At 73.4% G+C, this 21,749-nt stretch carries 21 protein-coding genes; 3 read left to right on the plus strand and 18 right to left on the minus strand.

The genetic code is table 11. The features are described 5' to 3' along the window. The 3 genes from FM119_RS02605 to FM119_RS02615 all read left to right on the plus strand — a co-directional run. A partial coding sequence (locus FM119_RS02605) for a GNAT family N-acetyltransferase (RefSeq protein ID WP_143822605.1) occupies positions 1–301 on the plus strand: 301 nt, incomplete at its 5' end. 163 nt (positions 302–464) lie between these two features. After that, positions 465–1,208, plus strand: coding sequence for a ribonuclease H family protein (locus FM119_RS02610; protein ID WP_087136142.1), 744 nt, complete (start codon positions 465–467; stop codon positions 1,206–1,208). A 35-nt stretch (positions 1,209–1,243) separates the two neighbouring features. After that, positions 1,244–2,995, plus strand: coding sequence for a lipase family protein (locus FM119_RS02615; protein WP_087136143.1), 1,752 nt, complete (start codon positions 1,244–1,246; stop codon positions 2,993–2,995). A 72-nt stretch (positions 2,996–3,067) separates the two neighbouring features. On the opposite strand, the gene FM119_RS02620 is transcribed toward FM119_RS02615, so the two are convergent. The 18 genes from FM119_RS02620 to FM119_RS02705 all read right to left on the minus strand — a co-directional run bounded on the left by FM119_RS02620 (position 3,068) and on the right by FM119_RS02705 (position 21,606). Continuing rightward, the gene (locus FM119_RS02620; protein ID WP_087136144.1) at positions 3,068–3,997 is read right to left on the minus strand and encodes an SDR family NAD(P)-dependent oxidoreductase; all 930 of its coding nucleotides are present in this window, start codon (positions 3,995–3,997) and stop codon (positions 3,068–3,070) included. Continuing rightward, the gene (locus FM119_RS02625; RefSeq protein WP_087136145.1) at positions 3,997–4,308 is read right to left on the minus strand and encodes a chorismate mutase; all 312 of its coding nucleotides are present in this window, start codon (positions 4,306–4,308) and stop codon (positions 3,997–3,999) included. Before FM119_RS02625 ends, FM119_RS02620 begins: the two co-directional genes overlap by 1 nt. A 69-nt stretch (positions 4,309–4,377) precedes the next feature. Continuing rightward, positions 4,378–5,778: an FtsX-like permease family protein gene (locus tag FM119_RS02630; protein ID WP_087136146.1), complete on the minus strand. Its 1,401-nt coding sequence runs from the start codon at positions 5,776–5,778 to the stop codon at positions 4,378–4,380. Continuing rightward, a complete protein-coding gene (locus FM119_RS02635) occupies positions 5,778–6,545 on the minus strand; it encodes an ABC transporter ATP-binding protein (protein ID WP_087136147.1) in 768 nt (255 codons plus the stop codon). The genes FM119_RS02630 and FM119_RS02635 overlap by 1 nt, the downstream gene beginning before the upstream one ends. A gap of 80 nt (positions 6,546–6,625) precedes the next feature. Then, positions 6,626–7,441 (minus strand): ABC transporter ATP-binding protein, encoded by an 816-nt coding sequence (locus FM119_RS02640; RefSeq protein WP_087136148.1) that lies wholly within the window; start codon positions 7,439–7,441, stop codon positions 6,626–6,628. Then, a complete protein-coding gene (locus tag FM119_RS02645) occupies positions 7,438–8,487 on the minus strand; it encodes a FecCD family ABC transporter permease (protein ID WP_087136149.1) in 1,050 nt (349 codons plus the stop codon). Before FM119_RS02645 ends, FM119_RS02640 begins: the two co-directional genes overlap by 4 nt. Then, a complete protein-coding gene (locus FM119_RS02650) occupies positions 8,484–9,500 on the minus strand; it encodes a FecCD family ABC transporter permease (protein ID WP_087136150.1) in 1,017 nt (338 codons plus the stop codon). The genes FM119_RS02645 and FM119_RS02650 overlap by 4 nt, the downstream gene beginning before the upstream one ends. Continuing rightward, positions 9,490–11,223 carry an ABC transporter ATP-binding protein gene (locus tag FM119_RS02655; protein ID WP_087136151.1) on the minus strand — a complete coding sequence of 578 codons (1,734 nt, stop codon included), beginning with the start codon at positions 11,221–11,223 and terminating at the stop codon, positions 9,490–9,492. Before FM119_RS02655 ends, FM119_RS02650 begins: the two co-directional genes overlap by 11 nt. Beyond that, the gene (locus FM119_RS02660; protein WP_087136152.1) at positions 11,220–13,004 is read right to left on the minus strand and encodes an ABC transporter ATP-binding protein; all 1,785 of its coding nucleotides are present in this window, start codon (positions 13,002–13,004) and stop codon (positions 11,220–11,222) included. The genes FM119_RS02655 and FM119_RS02660 overlap by 4 nt, the downstream gene beginning before the upstream one ends. A 1-nt stretch (position 13,005) precedes the next feature. Beyond that, the gene (locus tag FM119_RS02665) at positions 13,006–14,088 is read right to left on the minus strand and encodes an ABC transporter substrate-binding protein (RefSeq protein ID WP_179205168.1); all 1,083 of its coding nucleotides are present in this window, start codon (positions 14,086–14,088) and stop codon (positions 13,006–13,008) included. Between the two features lie 172 nt (positions 14,089–14,260). Next, complete coding sequence (locus tag FM119_RS02670; RefSeq protein ID WP_087136185.1) at positions 14,261–14,971, minus strand: TetR/AcrR family transcriptional regulator; 711 nt, start codon at positions 14,969–14,971, stop codon at positions 14,261–14,263. Positions 14,972–15,002: 31 nt separating this feature from the next. Continuing rightward, on the minus strand, positions 15,003–15,644 hold the full coding sequence (locus FM119_RS02675; RefSeq protein WP_087136154.1) for a GNAT family N-acetyltransferase: 642 nt from the start codon (positions 15,642–15,644) through the stop codon (positions 15,003–15,005). Between the two features lie 34 nt (positions 15,645–15,678). Then, entirely contained in the window at positions 15,679–16,980 is a 1,302-nt protein-coding gene (locus FM119_RS02680) for a beta-propeller fold lactonase family protein (protein ID WP_143822606.1), read from the minus strand. Positions 16,981–17,044: 64 nt separating this feature from the next. Further along, entirely contained in the window at positions 17,045–17,815 is a 771-nt protein-coding gene (locus FM119_RS02685; protein WP_087136156.1) for a sulfite exporter TauE/SafE family protein, read from the minus strand. Positions 17,816–17,883: 68 nt separating this feature from the next. Next, positions 17,884–18,597 carry an HAD family hydrolase gene (locus FM119_RS02690; protein ID WP_087136157.1) on the minus strand — a complete coding sequence of 238 codons (714 nt, stop codon included), beginning with the start codon at positions 18,595–18,597 and terminating at the stop codon, positions 17,884–17,886. 182 nt (positions 18,598–18,779) lie between these two features. Beyond that, positions 18,780–20,066, minus strand: a complete 1,287-nt coding sequence (locus FM119_RS02695) for an adenylosuccinate synthase (RefSeq protein ID WP_087136158.1) — start codon at positions 20,064–20,066, stop codon at positions 18,780–18,782. Between the two features lie 58 nt (positions 20,067–20,124). Next, positions 20,125–20,604 (minus strand): DUF3151 domain-containing protein, encoded by a 480-nt coding sequence (locus tag FM119_RS02700; protein ID WP_420845563.1) that lies wholly within the window; start codon positions 20,602–20,604, stop codon positions 20,125–20,127. Between the two features lie 81 nt (positions 20,605–20,685). Beyond that, a complete protein-coding gene (locus FM119_RS02705) occupies positions 20,686–21,606 on the minus strand; it encodes an aldo/keto reductase (RefSeq protein WP_179205169.1) in 921 nt (306 codons plus the stop codon). Positions 21,607–21,749: the final 143 nt, after the last annotated feature.

Genomic DNA, 21,749 nt, shown 5'->3' on the forward strand with positions numbered 1-21,749 from the left:
GCACGGGCACGGGCACGGGCACGGGCACGGGCACGGGCACGGGCACGGGCACGGGGCGATCGTGCTCGAGTACATCGCCGTCGACGGCTCCCGCGCAGGATCGGGACTCGGCGCGCTCCTCGTCGCCGCCGTGCGCGCCCTCGCCCCCGATCTCCCGCTCGTCGCGGAGACCGACGACGACGCGGTCGGGTTCTATCGCCGACTCGGCTTCGCCGTGGTCGCACTGGACGAGACCGACCCGCGCTGGCCCGACCGCAGACGCTATCGCTGCACCCTACGAGCGCTGAACCCTGAGCCCTGAGCCCTGAACCTTCAGCCCTGAACCCTGAGCTCTCAGCCCTCAGCCCTCAGCCCTGAGCCCTCAGCCCTCACCCCTCAGCCCTCAGCCCTGAGCTCTCACCCCTCACCCCTCAGCCCATCGGGCGACGTCCGCTCACCGCGAGGCGCTTCGATACGATGCTTCCGTGACGATCACCGCAGCAGCCGACGGATCCGCCCTCTCCAACCCCGGCCCCGCCGGCTGGGCCTGGTACGTCGACGACGAGCACTGGGCGGCCGGCGGATGGCCGCACGGGACGAACAACATCGGCGAGCTCCAGGCCGTCCTCGAGCTGTTCCGCGCGACGGCACACCTCGACGACGACCTGCTCGTGCTGTGCGACAGCCAGTACGTCATCAACTCCGTCACCAAGTGGATGCCCGGCTGGAAGCGCAAGGGGTGGAGGAAGGCCGACGGCAAGCCCGTCCTCAACCGTGAGCTGCTCGCGGAGCTCGACGCCGCGATCCAGGGCCGCCGCTACCGCTTCGAGTGGGTCAAGGGGCACGCGGGTCACCCGCTGAACGAGGCGGCCGACGTCCGCGCCCGAGCCGCAGCGGAGGCGTACCAACGGGGAACCGCGGTGCCGACCGGTCCGGGATTCGTCGCAGCAGGGTCGGCCCTCTCGGCCGGAGCAGCCGCGGGAGCGACCACCGCGCACGCCGACGGCCCCGCACCCGCCGAGGACCGGGCGCCCGGCCATAGCCCCGGGAGGAACGGGGCACCGGCCGCGGACAGCCGGGGCCACGACACACTGTTCGACTTCGACGAGCCGGAGGCACAGACGCACGAGCTCGTTCTCGAGCTGGACACCCGCGAGCACGAGCGACTGCTCGCCCGCGCCCGCGCGGAGGGCACGAGTCCCACGGAGCTGCTCCGCCGCCTCATCTGAGCGATCGGCCTCGCTGCCGCCGATAGCCTTGACGGGTGATCTCTCCCCCACCGCCGCGCGGCACGACGGCCCGCGTCTGCACAGCCCTGATCGGCGTCGCGCTCGTCACAACCGGCGTCCTGCTGGTCGTCCGGCCGCTGACCAGCGTGATCGTGCTGCTGGTGCTTCTCGCGGTGGGGCTGATCGGCATCGCCGTCCGCGTCGTCGCCGGCCGTCCGCGTCGACCGGTGCGGATCGTCGCCGCCCTCGTCCTCGTCGTCCTGGCGGTCGGGATCGTCGCGGGTCTGCCCCGCGCGGCGGTCGCGCTCCCCGTCGCTCTTGCCCTCGCCCTCGTCGCCAACGCGGTCCGTCTGCTCGTCGCCGCCGTGCGCCGACGGGGCCGGACGCGCTGGACCGGCGCGCTCTGGGCGGCAGCCGGCCTGATCGCCGCCGTGCTGTGCGGCGTCTGGCCCGACGTCGCCACGATCGCGGCCGGTGCGGCGACGGCCATCGGCATCGCTGTGGCGGGGGTGCGGACGGTCTGGACGGCGATCAGGGGCGCCACGCCCGACGGCGCGCCGAGGCGCCCGCATCGCCGCGGACGCGCCGCGCTCGGGATCATTGCCGCCTCGGTGGCGCTCCTCGTCTCCGGCGGGGCGGCCGCAGGATCGCTCGCCCTCACCGCGGACACCGCCCGGGTCGACGACTTCTACCACTGGGACGAGCCGATCCCCGACGAGCCGGGGGCGGTGCTCCGCACGGCCCCCTACGACGGTGAGGTCCCGTCCGGCGCGGTCGCCGACCGCATCCTGTACGTCACCACACGCTCGGACGGCTCCGTCGCCCTCGCCAGCGCCGTCGTCGCCTATCCCTCGGCCGCCGCCGTCGCCCCGCGGCCCGTGCTCGCCTGGCAGCACGGGACGACGGGCGTCGCACGCTCCTGCGGTCCGAGCGTCGGAACGGACGCGCTCACCGAGGAGGCCGTCCCCGGCATCGGCCGCGCCATCGCCCGCGGCTGGGCGGTCGTCGCGACCGACTACCCCGGCCAGGGAACAGCCGGCCGCTACCCGTACCTCGTCGGCGAGGGCGAGGGCAGGGCCACCCTCGACGCCGTCAGGGCGGTGAACCGGATCGACGCCGTCGGTGCCTCGACGCGGACCTGGCTCTGGGGCCACTCGCAGGGCGGGCATGCCTCGCTCTGGGCCGGCCAGATCGCCGAGGAGTACGCGCCGGAGCTCACCGTCGCCGGCGTCGCCGCGCTCTCCGCCGCGGCCGACCCGCTGACGCTGGCCCAGCGGGTGACGGGCGGCGGCGGCAGCGCGCTGAGCGCCGTCGTCACCTCGCTCGTGCTCGTGCCCTACGCCGCGGAGTACCCCGACGTCACCCTCGACGCGACCGTGCACCCGGCGGGGCACGGCATCGTCCGTGCCTTCGCGAGCCGCTGCGTCATCGAGACGCCGACCCTCGTGTCCGTCCTCGTCGGGACGGCGCTCCGCCTGGACGCGCCGCTGTACCGCCTCGACCTCGACACCGGCCCGACGCACGACCGGCTCGCCCAGAACGTCGCGGACGGCATCGTCCCCGCACCGCTGTTCCTCGGCCAGGGCATCGACGACGAGGTCGTCCCGATCGCCACCCAGCGTGCGCTCGCCGCCTCGCTGTGCGCCGAGGACCGCGCCGTCGAGGCCCACGAGTACCCCGGGCGCAGCCACATGGGCGTCATCGAGCCGGGGTCGCCGCTGCTCGACGACCTGGACGCGTGGGTCGACGCCGTCGAGTCGGGGGCCGAACCCGACACCTGCTCCTGATGCGGACGCCGGCGGCGGTGCGGGAACACGAGCGGCCGGCGCCGACGCGTATCGCCCCCTCGGCAGCCCCGCTCAGCGCGCGGACGTCTCCGGCAGCTCCGTCAGGCGCCCCAGCGCACTCCAGAGCTGACCGGCGATGCGCTCATCGGTGGTCACGGTCGCCGGCCTCGCCCTGACCGCCCTGCCCTTGGTGATCGCGTCCGGGCCGTAGAACACGGGGATTCCCGCGTCGAGGTCCGGCTGGGCCAACCCGTCGAGTGCCGCACGGACGACCGGGTCGGACCCGGCGTCCTTGCCCTGCGTGAACCACGCGATGAGGTTGTCGCCGAAGCGCTTGATCCTGGTCGGCTCGTTCACGCCCGGCACCCGAGGGGTCCGGCCGCCGATCGAATAGCCGGGGTGCGCGACAAGCGACCGGACGGACGAGCCGTCGCGGACGAGGCGCCGGTTCAGTTCGAAGCCGATGGAGCTCAGCGCGATCTTCGACTGCGCGTACGCCTGCCACGCCGAGTAGTTGTCGACGAGCTCCAGGTCGTCGAGGCGGAACGGCGCGAGCAGCGTCGACAGGCTGCCCAGCCAGACCACACGGCCCGCGGGGCTGCGCCGCAGTGCCGGCATCGCGTGCGCGGTCAGCGCCACGGGCCCGAGCACGTTGGTGGAGAGGATCAGCTCGTGCCCGTCCTCGGTGGCGGTCCGCTCGCGCGGGGCGTGCACGGCTCCCGCGTTGTTGACCAGCACGTCGAGCCCGTCCAGCTCCGCCAGCTCCTGGCCCGCCTCGACGACGGAGGCGTGCGAGGAGGTGTCCAGCCGGATCACGTCGAGCCGCGCCCCCGGCACCCGCGCACGGATCGCGCGCGTGGCAGACTGCGCCCTGCCCAGGTCACGGCACAGCAGCACCACCCTGGCCCCCTCGGCGGCGAAACGCGCGGCGGAGAAGAACCCGATGCCCGCGTTGGCCCCGGTGACGGCGATCGTCATGTCGCGGGGGGAACGTGCGGCCATCAGCGGGTCCCCTCCGACTCGCCGGCGATCCGCTCGTGGTGGTGGATGACCTCGGCGACGACGAAATTGAACCACTTCTCGGCGAACGCCGGGTCGAGCTCCGACTCCTCGGCGATGCCGCGAAGCCGATCGATCTGCCTGCGCTCGCGCTCCGGGTCCGCCGCCGGCAGCTGGTGGGCTGCCTTGAGCCTGCCCACCGTCTGCGTGCACTTGAACCGCTCGGCGAGCAGATGGATGAGGGCGGCGTCGATGTTGTCGATGCTCTTGCGGAGGCTGAGCAGCTCGGCTGAGGCGTCGGAGGTGGGTGCCATGCCCCAAATCTACCGCTCGCCGCCTGGGCGGCGCCCCCGACGCGGACGACGCCGCGCCGGGGCCGGCGTCTAGACGCGCTCCGGCGCGGCGAGCACGGCGGACAGCACCGGGCGCGACGCGACGAGCCCGGCGACGACGAGCCCGACCCCGACGGCGAAGACGAGCAGCAGCGTGAGGATCGTCGCCGGGGCGACGACGATCGCGATGCCGAGGAGCGGGAGCACCAGCAGCCCTCCCGCGATCACCGCGCTCACGACGACCGTCAGCAGCGGGCCGACGATGCCGCGCACGCGGGCGGCCTCCATGACCGAGCGGGGGGTGCCGAGCCGGTCCAGCCCGACGTAGAGGTCGCGGCGGTCGAGGATCTGGGCAGCCTGGTTCACCCCGACGGAGCAGGCGACCATGAGGAACGACATGACGAGGGTGATCCACACGCCCGTGTGCATGTCCTCGACGAGCTCCGCCTCCATCTCCCCGCCGGCGACGCCGGCGAGCGCCAGTCCGCTGCCAGCCACCACCGCGACGAAGCAGGCCATCGCGACGCCGCCGACCTGGCGCCACAGCGCCTTCGGCGACTCCAGCACGGTGCGGGCGGCGATCAGCGCGGAGGCCGTGCGCGCCCGCCGCAGCTGGGCGCGGGCGACGACGCCGATGAGCCAGGGGCCGAGCAGCCCCAGCACGGCGAGGACCACGGCGAAGGCGACGAGCATCGCGGCGACCATCATCAGCATCCCGCCGAACTGCCCGAACAGCGTGAGGTTCTGCATCCCGACGACCACGACCGCCACCACGGCGACGGCGACGACGGCCCTCAGCCAGTGCATGCGCGGTGCCGACGCCTTCGTCCTCACCCCGAGCGGGCTGATCACGACGCTGCGCAGTCCCAGGGCGGCGGAGGCGGCCGCGACGAGGACGACGCCCGCGACGACGAGTCCGAGCGGCCCGAGCCCCACCCACAGGGACCCGGCGCCGATCGGCTCGCCGAAGAATCGGACGAGCCCGACCGCAGGGGTCGCCGCGAGGTATAGCACGGCGCCGACGAGCGCTCCGGCGAGCGCGAAAGCGGTCGCCTCGAGGACCGTGATGCGGGCGACCTGGGCCGGCGTCGCGCCGATCAGGCGCAGCGTGGCGAGCCGGTCGTCCCTGCGCCTGGCGCTGAGCCGGGCGGCGGAGCCCCCGAGGGAGACCAGGGGGACGACGAGCAGTGCCACGGCGAAGCCCGCGAGGATCGGGTAGACGGCGAGGTCGGGGTCGCCGAGCCCGGTGCGGACGAACATCATCGTTCCGCCGAGGACGGTGAGCAGCAGGGCCGTCGTGATCGCGAACGCGACGACGGGCAGGACCACGGCCGCGGCGCTCTGCCCGCCGGGGCGGGACAGCCGCCACGCGATGGCGGCGATGCGGGGACGCCCCCGGTGCAGGCGGGCGGGGATGTCCGGGACGGAGGGTGCGGGGGTCGTCGCGGTCATCAGAGCGAGCCGTCCTCGTCCGCGCTCCAGCCCGCACCGGCGAACCGCGGCCCCCCGGTCGCCGCCGCTCCGCGCGGAGCGGAGTCGTCACGGATGCGCCCGTCCCTCAGCCGCACGATCCGTGCGCACCTGGCCGCGACGTCCTCGTCGTGGGTGACGACGACGAGCGTGCGCCCCTGCCCCACCGTGGAGCCGAGAAGCGCATCGAGGACCTCGACGGAGGTGGCGCTGTCGAGCGCGCCGGTCGGCTCGTCGGCGAACACGATCGATGCGCCCGTGACCTGGGCGCGCGCGATCGCGACGCGCTGGGCCTGGCCGCCGGACAGCTCGCCGATGCGGCGCCCGCCCATCCCGGCGAGTCCGAGCGCGTCCAGCCAGCTCGCGGCGCGCGACTCGGCGTCCTGGCGACGGTATCCGGCGAGCAGCAGCGGGAGGGAGACGTTCTCGACGGCGGTGAGCTCAGGGATGAGGAGCCCCTGCTGGAACACGAAGCCGAAGTGGTCGCGCCGGAGCGCCGAGCGCCGCGACTCTGACAGGGACGACACCTCGACCGCGCCAGTGGGTCCGTGGAAGGTGACCTGCCCCGCGTCGACGGGGACGATCCCGGCGAGGGCATGCAGGAGAGTGGTCTTCCCCGAGCCGGACGGGCCCATGATCGCGACGGACTCGCCGGCGGCGACCTGGATGCTCACCTCGTCGAGGGCGGGGGCTGGTGCGCGATCGTAGCTCTTGAGCAGACGGTGCGCGGTGAGGATCGAAGGGGTCATGCCTCAAGGATCGTCCCGGCGCCCGCGGCGGTCGTCGGCCCGGCGGATCGCGACCGTCCTCCCGCCGGACGAGCCGCCGCTCAGGCCCGGTCGTCGCCGAGGACGACGGGGCGTCCCGGTCGGACCGTGCGGAGCGCCACGACCGTCGGCACACCGCTGTCTGCGTCGATGCCCACGGTCGCCTCGACACCGAACACGTCACGGATCAGCTGGGGAGTGACGACCTCAGAGGGCGGACCGGAGGCGACGACGGCTCCCTGACGCATGACGATGAGATGCGTGGCGAAACGCGCAGCCTGGGCGAGGTCGTGGACGACGGCCACGACGGTCCGGCCGCGCTCGGCGGCGAGAGCGCGGCACAGCTCGAGGACCTCCAGCTGGTGGGCGAGGTCGAGGAAGGTGGTCGGCTCGTCGAGCAGGAGGAGCGGGGTCTGCTGCGCGAGGACCATTGCGATCCAGACGCGCTGTCTCTGCCCGCCGGAGAGCCGGTCGACGGGCTCGGCCGACAGCTCCGCGACCCCGGTGATCTCCATCGCCTCGGCGACGGCTGCGGCGTCGTCCCGGCTCCATCGTCGCAACGGCCCCTGGTGGGGATAGCGCCCACGGGCAACGAGCTCGGCGACGCGGATGCCCTCGGGAACCGGCGACTGCTGCGCGAGCAGCCCGAGCCGCGTGGCGAGCTCCGTCGTCCGCATCCCGCGAATGTCGGCCCCGTCGAGCAGCACGGCCCCGCTGCTCGGTCGCAGCAGGCGCGCGAGCGTCCGCAGGGCGGTCGACTTGCCCCCGCCATTGGGCCCGACGATCATCGTCACCGAGCCCTCGGGGACGACGAGGTCGAGCCCCGAGCTCACCCTGGTCCCTCCGTATCCGACGGTGACGTCGCGCAGTTCGATCATGGTCGTCTGGCCTCCCTGAGGACGAGCGCGAGCAGATAGCCGCCGCCGAGGACGGCGGTGACCACGCCGACCGGCAACGACATCGGGAAGAGGTGGGCGGCGGCGACGTCCGACGCGGCCAGCAGCAGGGCCCCCGCGGCGGCCGAGCCGAGCAGGCCCGTCCCCCCTCCGCCGGTGAGCAGGCGTGCGAGCTGGGGGGCGACGAGCGCGATGAAGGCGATGGGTCCCGTCACGCTGGTGATCACGGCTGTGAGCAGCACCGCGATCGAGAGCAGCAGCACCCGGGAGCGGCCGACGGAGACGCCCGTGGACGCCGCCGCGCCGTCCCCGAGCTCCAGCTGACGCATCGCGGGGCCCCGCACGCCGGCAAGCACGGCGAGGAGCAGGACCGCGGCGGCCGAGGGGACGAGCTCGGCCGCCGACACGTCGACGAGCGTGCCCTGCCCCCAGATGCTCACGGTGGTGGCGGCGCGCGTACTCATCCGCAGCACGAGTATCGAGTTGACCGCGGTGAGGGCGGAGGCGACGGCGATCCCGACGACGATGAACCGGGTCCCGGACAGGCCGGAGCCCGAGGACAGCGCGAAGACGATCACGGCGGTGCCGATGCCCCCGGCGAGCGCGGCGGCCGTGACCGCCCACGACCCGCCCAGCGTCATCGAGGCCAGCAGCGCGCCCGTGTACGCGCCCGCGCCGATGCCGACCACGTCCGGGCTGCCCAGGGGATTGCGCGTGACCGACTGGACGATGGCCCCCGCGACACCGAGCCCCGCACCGTAGACGATCCCGGCCAGCGCGCGGGGCAGCCGCCACTCGAGCACCACGCGGTTGCTGAAGCCGTGGTCGCCGCCGCCGAGGATGTCGGCGACCTGGTCGAGGGGGACGGGGTACCGGCCGAGCGACACGGACAGCTTGAAGGCGGCGGCACCGCCGAGGAGCGTGACGACGACGAGCACGACCGTCCGGGTGTTCACCACCGTCGACGTCGGGCCGACCCTGAGCACACGCCGCGCCCGGCCGAAGTCGACGAGCGATGGACCCGTCATCGCACGGCCCCCACGCCGCGACCGGTGGCCCCGCGGGCCAGGGCGACCAGGGCGGGTGCTCCGATGACCGCCGTGATCAGACCCGCCGGCGCCTCGCCCGGCGGGATGACCACCCTGCCGATGACGTCCGCGAGCAGCAGCAGGGCCGCCCCGGCCACGGCGCTGTACGCCAGCGCCCAGCCGAGCCTGTGCCCGACGAGCGCACGCGCCAGGTGCGGCACCATGAGCCCGATGAAAAGGATGGGCCCGCCGAGCGCCGTCGCCCCTCCCGCCAGCAGCATCACCGCGATGGCTGCGCCCAGCCGCGTCCGCCCGACTCGGACGCCGATGCCGCGTGCCCCGTCGTCGCCGAGCGCGAGCTGACCGAGCGGTCGGGCGACGGCGAACGCCACGACGACGCCGAGCACGATCACCAGCGCGCCCGTGCCGATCGCGTCGAGCTCGCGCGCGGCCACGTCGCCGGACATCCAGCCGCGCAGTGCGTTGAAGCGGGCAGAGTCGAGCACGGCGAGCGCCGTGGACACCCCGGTGAGGACGGCCGTCACGGCGACGCCGGCGAGCACGATCGTGAACGGCGACCCCCGTCCGACGGTGAGCGAGAGCGCGTACACGAACAGCGAGACGACGAGGGCGCCGAGCAGTGCGAAGCCGATGTACGCGTCGGCGCTGCTCAGTCCGACGACGCCGACGGCGATGACGACGGCGAGACCCGCCCCCGCGTTGACGCCGAGCAGTCCCGGATCGGCGAGGGGGTTGCCGATCAGCGCCTGCATGACGGCACCGGCGACCCCGAGCGCCGCGCCGACCAGCAGGGCGTTGAGTGTGCGGGGCAGGCGCATCTCACGGACGATCGTGGCCGTGTCGCCCGTCCCTCCGCCCAGGGCGGCGGGGAGCACGCGGTCGGGCGCGACGTCGCCCGCACCGACGAACAGGCTGCCCGCGGCCAGCAGCACGAGCAGCACGGCACCGAACAAAAGCACCGCCGCCCGTGCGCCGGGTGCGTCACCCCGCATCGATGCGCCAGTCGAGGGTGCCGCTCCGCTCCGTCCAGAACCGGGCGTAGCTCGGGCTCGTCGCCAGGAGCGTCGCGTGGTCGCCGACCGCCTCGACCCCGCCCCGGCCGTCGAGGACGACGATCCGTTCGGCCTGTCGGATGGTCTGCAGCCGGTGGGCGATGACGATGAGCGTCTTCCGTCCGGCGAGCTCGGCGAGGCCGCGCTGGATGAGCGCCTCGCTCTCGACGTCCAGCGCCGCCGTGGCCTCGTCGAGAAGCACGATCGGCGCGTCCTTCAGGAGCGCGCGGGCGATGGAGACCCGCTGCCTCTCGCCACCGGAGAGCGTCCCCCCGCTCTCACCCACCCGGGTGTCCAGGCCGTCGGGCAGACGGTCGGCGATCTCCGACACGCCGGCGCGCCGCGCGACCTCCTCGACCTCCGCGTCGTCGGCGTCCGGACGGCCGAGCCTGATGTTCTCGCGCAGGGTGTCCTCGAACAGATAGACGTCCTGGAACACGACCGACACCTGGGCGAGGGTCGCCCGTGTGCCGAGCTCGCGCACGTCGACGCCGCCGATACGCACCGACCCCGCCTGCACGTCGACGAAGCGCGCGATGAGCCGGGCGATCGTGCTCTTGCCCGAGCCGGACGGCCCGACGATCGCCGTCATGCCGCCGGAGGGGGCCTCGAACGAGACTCCGTTCAGGACCGGCTGCTCGGGCAGGTAGCCGAAGGTCACGTCCGCGAAGGCGACCCCCGCATCCCGCGGCGCGGCCGGCGTGTCCGGCTCGGGCAGCACCTCGGCCGTCATCAGCCGGTCGATCTGCGCGAGCGTGCGGTTGGAGGTGTCGATGCCCTCACCGAACGGCAGCCCGTGCGAGGCGAACCAGGTCGCGACCACCTGAAGGATCAGAAGCGCCACCGCGGTGGGGCCGTCGAGGCCGCCCTGAACGGTGCGCCAGACCAGCACCCCCACGACGACGAGCATCGTGCCGTAGGCGACGAGGTCGTAGAGGGCCATGCCGCGGTTGCTCGCGGAGAGGACCCTCTCCGTGGCCGCCCGCTGGGCAGCGACGGCCTCACGCACGGCACGCTCGGCCAGCGAGTCGGGGCCGGCCGCACGGACGGCGGGCTGTGCGGAGGCGAACTCGAGCACGCGTGCACCCGCCGCCTCGTTCATCTCGTCCGAGCGGAGACGGAGCAGGCCCTCCCTCCGCCGCACCGCGCTCCACACGAGCACGACCGCGATGCCGCCGAGCAGCATCGCCGCGCCGACGGCGGGGTCGACGACCACGACGGCGACGGCGACGATCAGGGGCACGGCCGTCGCCTGCCACACCGGGCGCAGGAACGAGTTGGGCGCGTTGGCGGCGAAGGCGACGCCGCGGGAGGTCAGGGTGCTGATCGCCCCGATGCGCTCGCCGTCGAACCAGCCGATCGGCAGCCGCATGATGCGCTCACCGATGACCTCGTGCATGCGCAGGATGAGTGCCGCGCCGGAGCGCTCGCCGTACACGGTGCTGACCATGTCGACCGCGAGCGCGGCGAGCCCGGTTCCGGCGATGGCCACGATGACGGGCACGGCCGCGGTGGGGTCGGCGGAGAACAGGGCGCGGACCAGCGGGATGACCAGCACCAGCGTGGCCGAGACGAGCAGGATGGCGATCGCGGTGAGCGCCAGATAGGCGACGAGCCTCCGTCGGGCCGCGGCGTCGGCGATGTCGTACAGCCGCCGGATCATCGATCCCCCTCCTCGGGGACGTCGCCCCTGTCCCTGGCGATCTGATAGCTGCGCCACATCCGTGCGTAGAGGCCGTCGCGCTCCAGCAACTGGTCGTGCGTGCCCCGCTCGGCCAGCTCGCCGCGCTCGAGGACGGCGATCTGCTCGGCCGAGGCGATGGTGTGCAGCCGGTGGGCGACCACAAGCAGGGTGCGTCCCCGGGTGAGCTCCGCGAGCGCACGCTGGATGTCGGCCTCGGAATCTGGATCCGCGAAGGAGGTCGCCTCGTCGAGCACGAGGACGGGGGCGTCCATCAGGATCGCCCTCGCGATGGACAGCCGCTGCTGCTCGCCGCCCGAGAGCGTCGCCTCCTCGCCGACGATCGTGTCGTAGCCACGCGGAAGCCGCAGCACCCGCTCGTGGATCTGCGCGGACCGGGCGGCGGCGACCACCTGGGCCTCGTCGGCGTCCGGGCGGGCGAGACGGATGTTGTCCCTCACGGACAGTCGAAGCAGGTACGGCCGCTGGAACACGAAGGCGACCCGGCGGTACAGCTCCGCGGCGGGGAGGGAACGCGTATCGACACCCCCGATCCGGACGCGGCCCTCATCGGGGTCGAGCAGCCGGGGGACGATGGACGCCAGGGTCGACTTTCCCGATCCCGAGGGACCGACCAGCGCGGTGACGGTCCCCTCCGTCAGCTCCAGGCTCACCCCGTCGAGCGCCGTCGGCCCGTCCGCGTAGCGGAACTCGACCGCGTCGAGCTCGACGCCGGAGCCCTCGGGCCGCGCGGTCGGGTCGCCGTCCGGCTGGCCGGGCATCCGGAGGAAGTCCACGATGCTCGCCGCCGCCCCCCGCGCCTCCCTGAGGAACTGGGTCATCTGCATCATCAGGTAGAGCGGGCCGGCGATGTTGGCGCTGAGCAGCACGGCGGGCAGCAGCAGCAGAGGGTCGGCGCCCGCGACGATCAGCAGGGAGGCGCCGACGGCGGACACCACGATCGCGAAGGCGGGGGAGGTGAACGCCATCATCAGCGCCGAGCCCCTCGTGGTCGACTCCATCCACTCGGAATACATGCGGTGGTGGTTCCTGGCACTGCGGCTGAACCGCTCGTGTCCCCGCTCCGAGACCTCGAAGACCTTGATCGGCGCGATGCCCCTGACGAACTCGACCACGGCGGAGCTCAGGTCGGCGAGGGCCGCGTTGTACTGCGCGAAGCGCGTGGCCATGTTCCGGAGCATCAGCGGCAGGCTCGCGATGGCGAGCGCGAGCGGGATCAGCGCGATGAGCCCGATCCGCCAGTCGATGACGAACAGCAATACGACGCTCGCCAGCGGGCGCACGAGGCCGTTGGCCGTGTCGGGGATGAGGTGGGCGATGAGCTGGTGGACCTTGGCCACGTCGGCCTGGATGACCTTCGTGACCCGTCCGGAGCCCGCGCGTGCGAACCAGTCCAGTCGCAGGCGGAGAGCCTGGTCGATCTGACGCAGCCGCAGCTCCTCGGCGAGGCGGGCGTCCGCGAGGTGGCTGATCCCGTAGCCGGTGACCGTCAGCGCCTGCGACACGACGACGCTGGCGACGAGGCCGACGACCGCCACGAGCGTGTCCGCACCGTCCGCCCGCCCGAGGAGCGAGCGAACGAGGTCCATCGCGAAGAGGACGGGCAGGACGCCGCCGACGGCACCGAGCGCGGACAGCGCCCCGGCCAGGAGCACACGTCCGCGCACGGGCGCGGCCAGTTCACGGAAGGTGACGGGTGCCGCCCCCTCTCCGTCCCGCGGCGCCGACGCGTGCTCGGCCATGTCAGCCGCCGATCGCGGTGGCGAAGTCGTTCCAGCGCTGGCCGTCGTCGCCGACCACCCCCGGCTCGTCCTGCCCCGAGGCGATGCTCACGAGGTCCCGGAGGACCCAGTAGGTGGAGAACGCGGCGCCGCCCGACCACAGGTCCCCGTCGACGGCGAGCGAGCGCCCGTCCTCGACCGCGGTGAGCGAGGGGTAGAGCGGCATGTCGGTGATCCCCTCCCGGTTGTACTGGGCGGCGACCGCGACGGCGAGGACGTCGGCGTTCTGCTCGGCGAGCTTCTCGGGCGAGAACACCGTCCAGCCGCCGAAGGCACTGCCGTCGGCGGGGACCTCATCCTGGAGGGCGGGACGGGCGAAGCCCGCATCGGCGATGGTGCCGTGCAGCGAGTTGGCTCCGTCCATGTGCAGCGGCATGTTCTCCTGCGCGTAGGACATGACGACCGACAGCGATGTGCCGTCGCCGTCCTGCTCGTCGGCTGCCCGCTGTGCGAGCGTGTCAAGGACGTCGCTGACGCGGGCGGCCTCGTCGGCGCGGTCGAAGTACTCGCCGTACGCGGTGATGATCTGCTGGCCGTCGGCCTCGTTGTAGAGCCCGCCGACGAGCGGGGCGATGCTGGCGTAGTCGGGGCCGGCGGTGAACCCCTCCGCCGCGGTGCCCACGATGAGGTCGGGCTCGTGCGCGGCGACCTCTTCCAGCTCCGGGTAGAACGACGTGGTCGAGGCGATCTCGATGCCCTCGGCCTCGAGCACGGCGCGGGGGGCGGCGGTGCGCCATGAGTCGAAGACGACATCCGGGGTGATGCCGATGCTCAACAGGTTGAGCGCCGAGGGCTCGTCGAGCGCGACGATACGCTCCGGCTCGACCGGGATCTCCGCGGTGCCGGACTCACTGACGATCGTGCGGGTCCCGGCCGTCGTCGCGGTGGCCGGGCTGCTCGCGGCGGTGCCCGAGCATCCGGTGAGGACGGTGACGGCGGCGACAACAACGACGCTCAGGGGGAGTGCGCGATGGCGCGGGGCTGCGGGCACAGCGGTCCTTTCTCGAGGAGGGAGGGTGTGTCCGAGCACGGACTCGAACGTCATTCTAGTAATCGCCATCTTATGGTGAGGCTCACCTAAAACGCGAGCACGCCCGCGGACTCGCGCGACGCCGTGGGCACCACCTCGGGCACACGGAGACGGACCTCGCTCACAGGCGGGCAGGCGACCGGGCTCCGCCGGCACGGCGGGCCGCGCGGCAGACGGCCGGGGCTCGCTAGCGCTCCGTCGGCAGCAGCGTCTCCAGACCGGCGATCAAGGACTCCACGAGCAGCCGGTAGTACTCCGCGTCGATGGCCTCTCCCCCGCCCTCGGGATCGTCCGACAGCGGCCCGAGCACCTCGGTGATCATCCGGCCGATGCCGGGGCTGTCCGCGCCGATCCCGGAGAAGAGCCGTCGCATCGTGGCGTGGTCGCGCGGCCCGTCGTCGCCCGCCTCGAGACGGTCATCGTTCCTGGTGATGCTCAGCATCGCCGAGTTGGTCAGCATCGCGTAGACCAGCGCAGGCCGCGGAAACCCCGCACGGTCCAGGGTCGAAATCCCCGCGTCGAGGAACGCCTCGATGCCGGGGAACGTGGGCCCGTGCATGACCAGCCACTTCGCCACACCCGGGTACGGCGCGAACAGCGGCCGCGCCGAGTAGAAGAACGTGCGGAACCACTCCTGCCACGGCAGCTCGGCCGACGGCGGCCGGAGCTCGCCCAGCAGCCGCTCCACCACGCCGCGGACGATGCGATCGCGCCCGCCGACATGGTGGTAGATCACCGAGGGCGCGACGTCGAGGGCGGCGGCGAGGTCCCTGATCGTCCACGAGTTGAGGCCGCGACCGTGCGACAGCTCCCTGGCCGCGTCGATAATGCGCGCGGGGGTGAGGCCGAGGCGGCGCTCGGGCCCCCTCCGCGCCTTCCCGCTCCCGCTCCCGCTCATCGAGCCGTCCTCGTCAGCCACCGCGAACGACTCAGGCCCTGGCCTCGCCGAGGACGACGGGGCGCACGGCGGCCGCGATCCGTTCGTCGAGGCGCAGCTCGATGCCCGGCCACTCGGCGGCGAGGATCGAGTACACGGCGGTGTCCCTCCAGCTGCCGTCCGCCCGGCGCTGCTGGCGACGCAGCACGCCCTCGAACTGGGCGCCGAGACGCTCGATCGCCCGACGGGAGCGCTCGTTGCGGGAGTCGGCCTGGATGTGGACGCGACCGTAGCCCGCGTCGAAGACGTGCCGGATCAGCAGGCGCTTCGTCTCGGCGTTGACGACCGTGCCCCAGACGGCCGGCGCGTAGGCGGTCCAGCCCAGGTGCAACAGCTCGTTGGCCGGGTCGATGTGGCCGAGGCTCGTCGTCCCGACGACGGCACCGTCGTCGGGGCCGCCGATCAGGCGCACCGTGAAGACGATGTTCTCGCCGCCTCGCCGAAGGTAGCCGTCCATCATGCTCCGGAAGCCGTCGACCGTGTCCGGCCGTGCGCCGGGCCCGCCCGCGTAGCCCCCGGTGAAGACCTCGGGGAAGCAGATGGCCGCGAACAGCGGCTCGGCGTCGGCGTCGGCGAGGGGGTCGAGCCGGACGGCGGAGCCGATCAACGGGACGGCGGCGGGACGGTCGAGCATGGCACCTCCGGGGGCTGGCTGATGTGGCGCACCCTCAGGATGGCACAGTGCCGGGCGGGGCGGGCACGACGAGCTCGGCGGCCGGGACCGGCCAGCGCCGCAGCTCAGCCGACGCCGCGCCGGAGCGTCCCACACCGTGAGCGGTGACGGAGCCGTCGTCGCCGGAGGCGAGCAGGAGCTCACGACCGTCGAGGGTGAGACCGAGGGGTCGTCGTCCGGCGACGGCCTCGTCGCCGACCGGCCGGAGAGCGGAGCCGTCGCCGCCGATCGCGAGGGAGGACAGCCGGCCGCTCCCCGCAACCGCCGCGTGCACCGACCGCGCGCCGGGGCCGAGGGCGAGGGCGCTCACCCTGTCCCCGCTCTCGGCGCCGTCGCTGAGCAGCGGCACCAGGGCGTGCAGTCGCAGCTCGTCGCCGCGGAGCACGAGCACCGCGAGCCGGGACTCCGCCTCGGCGACCACGTACACGTGACCGCTCGGGTGCGGCACGATCGCGGACGGGCGGCTGCCGAAGGGGAGGACGCACTCCGCGCCGAGGGCGAACCCGTCGCCGACGGGCAGCCAGAGCCGGACGGTGTCCCTGCCCCTGTCGGTGCTGAGCACGCGCCCGTCCGGGAGCGCGGCGACGTCGGCCACATCGCTGTCGCGCTCGGGGACGGCTTCGGCCTCCTCCGTGGCGGTCGCCGCCGCGAGCCTGCCGTCCGGGCCGACGGAGACGCCCGCCCGGTCCAGGAGCCCGGAGAGGAGGTCGCCCTGCTGCCGCGCCGCGCCGCCGAGGGAGCGCTCCGCTCCCAGCGCGGCGGCGATCGCGGCGGGGTCGATGTCCGGCTCGCGCTCCTCGCTCCTCACGTTCCGCTCCGCCCACGCGAGGGAGGTTCCGCGGCCCGCGTACGGGTCCCGGGGCTCGGGGGCGGAGCGCGCGCGCACCCCGTCGCGCCAGAGCCCGTCCTCGCCGAGCGGGACGCGGACCAGCCCGGCGTGGCCCGCGGCGACCAGAAGCGACCCTGCCCGGGAGACGAGGCCGCGAACGGGTCCCTCGTCCTCTCCCTCGGTGGCGGCAGCCGGTCGCCGACCGGCACCGGCGCCGAGGGCCAGCCGCCCGGCCGGGCGCGGACGGGGGCCGTCGGCGGTGCCCACGGCCTCGAGCAGCAGCCCGCCGTCGGGCTGACGCCAGACCAGGTGAAGGAGCGGGCGCACCGGATGGGGGACGACCCCGCGGAGGACGTCGTCCCGTCCCGGGAGGACGGGGGTGAGGGTGCCGTCCCGATCGGCGCCGTCGAGCCGGAGGAGCGCGTCCCCCTCGCCGCCGTGCACCGCGGACCCAACCCAGACGCTCATCCGCCTAGTATCCCAGGAGCGCGCGTCGTGCCACGCCGGGGGGCGACCGTCGGGGCCGCCGACGTCAGCCGCGGCGGAATCGCCGGATCTGGAACACGGCGATCCCCATGAGGAACACGGCGAACACGATCGACGCCGCCCGCGGGGACAGCGCCTGCGCGCCGAGCACGCCGAGCTGGGTCGTCAGCGCGGCCGAGACGCCCACGACCGCCGCGGCGGGCACGTCCACCGTGCGCCGCACGACGTTGCCGATCGTCCCTGACAGGGCGGTCGGCACCATCATCAGCAGCGAGGTGCCCTTCGCGACGAGGTCGCTCGCGCCGAACACCATGATCAGGACCGGGACGATGATGATCCCGCCGCCGATCCCGAGGATCCCCGAGAGAACCCCGGTGACCAGACCGAGCAGGACGAGGGCGGCACCCAGCAGCGGGGTCATGCCGATGTCGGAGTCGCGTGCGGGCACGACGAGGAACAGCGAGACGATGACGACGAGGATGAACACGATGAAGCACAGCTGCAGCACCCGCTTGGGCAGCCGCGACAGCAGGACGCTGCCGAGCTGCGCACCGCCGACCGAGCCCGCCACGAGCAGGAGGGCGGCGAGGACGTCCACGTGCCCGCCGAGCGCGTAGCCGACGACACCGCTCAAAGACATCGGGATGATCGCGGCGAGCGAGGTCCCCGCCGCCAAACGCTGGTCGAAGCCGGCGAACGCGAGCAGCGCGGGCACGATGAGGATGCCCCCGCCGACGCCGAACAGCCCGGAGAGCACGCCGGCGGCCATGCCGATCAGCAGGTAGACGAGCCAGGACGAGCGGGGGCGGGCGGGCATGCGGCTCCTTCGGACGGTCGGCGAGCACCGTGCCGCCTCCCCGAGCCTAGACCGCCGGGAACGCCGCGTCAGACGCCCGCGACCGCGGGAACCCCCGCGAGGTCGGAGACGACCGCGTGCGCGCCCGCCCGCGCGAGCCGCGCGGCGGTCTCCGTGTCGGCCGAGACCCCGATCACCCGTGCGCTGCCCGCGTGCACCCCCGCAGCGACCTCCGCGGGCGTGGCCGCGACGACGAGGAGCTCGGCGACGTCCGCCCCTCCGGCGCGCAGCAGCGCGGTGAGCGCCAGGTCGGGGGCGGGGGCCGGCCGACCGGCCTCGTCGGGGCCGAGCAGCAGGTCGGCGAGGCCGCGCCAGCCGAGGTGGTCGAGCAGCGCCTCCCTGTTGGCCCTGCTCAGGTGGGTGGTGAGCACCACGCTGAGCGCGGCGTCTTTCGCCCGCTCGATGAGCGCGACGGCTCCCGGCCGCGCCGCGGCCGCGAGGACGCGACGGCGGTAGGCCTGCTCGACGGCGGCGTGGATGCGGCGCGCGTGGTCCTCGCTCCGCGTCAGACTGCGGATCAGCGACAGGGAGGTCCGCTCCGCGCCGGCCCTGATGACCGCCTTGACCTCGTCGGGGCTGCCGAAGACCGTCAGGAGCGGCGACTCGTAGTACACGTCCATGATCGCGTTCTCGAGCGCGGCGCCGGTGTCCACCAGCGCTCCCGGGAAGCTGAGCGCGGCGACGGTCGGCCGCGGAACGGCGCGTGGCGGCGCGGTGGCCACCGGGTCCTCGATCAGAGTCATCAACGCGCTCCCCTCCGCACACGGGCGACGCCCATCTGCGGGGGCCGTGCCCCGACGCTACGAGACGCCGATGACGGCGGCGGGACCCGCAGGTTGCCGAACGGTGAACGACGCGTGGCCCCGCGCACGGCGACGGCGGCCGGCCCGGTGGGGTCGGCCGCCGTCGGGCGTGCTGCGCGGGGTCAGTCGATGAGGTCGTGCCGCACGACGATGGCGTCCCGGCCGGGGCCGACACCGATCGCCGAGATGCGTGCACCCGACATGCGCTCGAGCGCGAGCACGTAGTCACGGGCGTTCTGCGGCAGATCGTCGAACTCGCGGACACCGGTGATGTCCTCCCGCCAGCCGGGGAACTCCTCGTACACGGGGACGGCGTGGTGGAAGTCGGACTGCGAGACGGGCACCTCGTCGACGCGCACGCCGTCGATCTCATAGCCGACGCAGACGGGGATCGTCTCCAGCTCGTCGAGGACGTCGAGCTTGGTGAGGACGAAGTCGGTGACGCCGTTGATGCGGGCGGTGTAGCGCGCGATCGGGGCGTCGTACCAGCCGACGCGACGCGGGCGCCCCGTGGTGGTGCCGAACTCGAAGCCGGTCGCCCGCAGGTACTCGCCGGACGCGTCGAACAGCTCCGTCGGGAACGGGCCCGAGCCGACGCGCGTCGTGTACGCCTTGACGATGCCGATGACACGGTGGATCTGGTTCGGCGCGACGCCGGAGCCGGTCGCGGCGCCGCCGGAGGTGGCGTTCGAGGACGTGACGAAGGGGTAGGTGCCGTGGTCGACGTCGAGCATCGTGGCCTGGCCGCCCTCGAAGAGGACGTTCTTGCCCTCCGTGATCGCCTGGTGCAGCTCGAGCGCCGTGTCCCCGACGTAGGGGCGCAGCCGCTCCGCGTAGCCGAGGAGCTCGTCGACGATCTCGTCGGCGGCGATCGCGCGGCGGTTGTAGATCTTCACCAGCAGGTGGTTCTTCTGGTCGAGGGCGCCCTCGACCTTCTGCCGCAGGATGTTCTCGTCGAACAGGTCCTGGATGCGGATCCCGACGCGGTTGATCTTGTCGGCGTAGGCCGGGCCGATGCCGCGGCCGGTCGTGCCGATCTGGCGCTTGCCGAGGAAGCGCTCGGTCACCTTGTCGAGCGTGCGGTGGTAGTGGGTGATGACGTGGGCGTTGGCGCTGACGCGCAGCCGCGAGACGTCGACGCCGCGTGCGCTGAGCGCGTCCAGCTCCTGGAACAGCACCTCGGGGTCGATGACGACGCCGTTCCCGATCACCGGGACGACGCCCTCGGTGAGGATGCCGGAGGGCAGCAGGTGGAGCGCGTACTTCTCGTTGCCGACGACGACGGTGTGGCCGGCGTTGTTGCCGCCGTTGAACTTGACGACGTAGTCGATGCGGCTGCCGAGGAGGTCGGTCGCCTTCCCCTTGCCCTCGTCGCCCCACTGGGCGCCGACGATCACGATTCCTGGCATGTCTCAATGCCCCTTCGGTTGCTGCGGGTGGTTGGCGGTTCGGCGGCGGGGCGCGGGGCTAGTCCCGGCCGCGGATGACGAAGGCCTCGGTGGGCGGCGCGGGGTCGCGCGGCAGGTCCTCGGTCTCGATCTGGGCGATGACGGTCTCGTCGGCGTCGCTCAGGAAGTCGGTGAGGCGGGCGACCTCGTCGGTCTCACCGATGGCCTCGGCGGCCCGGCGGAGCTCGTACAGGGCCCGCAGGACGCCGCGATTGGGCTCGTGCGACCAGGGAACGGGCCCGGCGCCCTTCCAGCCGTTGCGCCTCAGGGCGTCGAGGCCCCTGTGGTACCCGACCCGGGCGAAGGCGTAGGCCACGACGGGCTCGTCCGGCACGAAAGAGGCCCGGGCCAATGCGGCCCAGGCCAGTGCCGAAGCGGGGTGCTCGGTGACGACCGCGGTCAGCTCGGTGATGTCCGAGGCGGCGGCGACCGCCGCCTGAACCTCCGGCTCGGCGGGAAGACGTGTCTCTGGGGTTCCGAGAAGGTTGTTTCCGCTCACGGAGCCCATGCTACCGCGAAGGAGCCCGAACGGTCCGGTTGTGACGGATCGTCCGGGCTCCCTCAGGGCGGGGTGGCGGGCTCAGCGGCGCGAGGCCTCGTCCAGCGCGGACAGCTGCGCGGCGTCCAGCTGGACGGTCGAGACCTCGAGCAGGTGCTCGAGCTGGTCGACGGTGCGAGCGCTCGCGATGGGGGCGGCGACGGTGGGCTGGGCGCTCAGCCAGGCGAGCGAGATCGACGTCACGCTCGCGCCGAGGTCGGCGGCGATGCCGTCGAGGACCTCGAGCAGGTGCACGTTGCGGGGGTCGTCCAGGTAGGCGCCGGCCCCCTCGGCCCGCTGGGAGTCGACAGCGACGCCCGGCCGGTACTTGCCGGTCAGGAATCCGCTCGCGAGCGACCAGTACGGCAGCTCGACGATGCCGAGCTCCTGGAGCGTCGGCACGAGGTCGTGCTCGATCCCGCGCTCGACGAGGTTGTAGTGGTCCTGCGACACGGTGAACGGGGTCAGCCCCTCGCGGGTGGCGATGTCGACGGCGCTGCGCAGGCGGCCCGCCTCGAAGCTGGACGCGCCGAGCTCGCGGACCTTGCCCGCGCGGACGAGCTCGTCGAAGACGGCGACGTAGTCCTCCTGGGGGACCTCGGGGTCGTCGCGGTGGGCGTAGTAGAGGTCGATGCGGTCGGTCTGCAGCCGCCGCAGCGAGTCGTCGACCGCCGCCCTGACGTTGTCCGGGTGCAGGCCGGGCCGCTGCGGGTGCTGGAACACCTTGGTCCCGATGACGACGTCGTCGCGCGTGCCGCGGGAGGCCAGCCACTCGCCGAGGATCGTCTCCGACTCGCCCCCGCTGTTGCCGGGAACCCAGGCGGAGTAGACGTCGGCGGTGTCGATGGCGCGGCCGCCACCGGCGATGAAGGCGTCGAGGACGGCGAAGCTCTCGTCCCGATCCGAGGTCCAGCCGAAGGTGTTGCCGCCGAGGACGAGGGGGCCGAAGTCGAGTGATGTCATGGAGCAGGATCCTTTCTCACCGCGGAGGGCCGGAATTCCGGCCTGATTCGAGCCTGTCACCATGGGTGTGGACCGTAAAGCGGACACGACCGAGTTCGTCATCCGCGAAATCCCCGCCGATGACGACCGGATGCCGCGATAGA

It is taken from the genome of Mycetocola reblochoni REB411, from assembly GCF_900163835.1.
Classification (GTDB): Bacteria; Actinomycetota; Actinomycetes; order Actinomycetales; family Microbacteriaceae; genus Mycetocola_B; species Mycetocola_B reblochoni.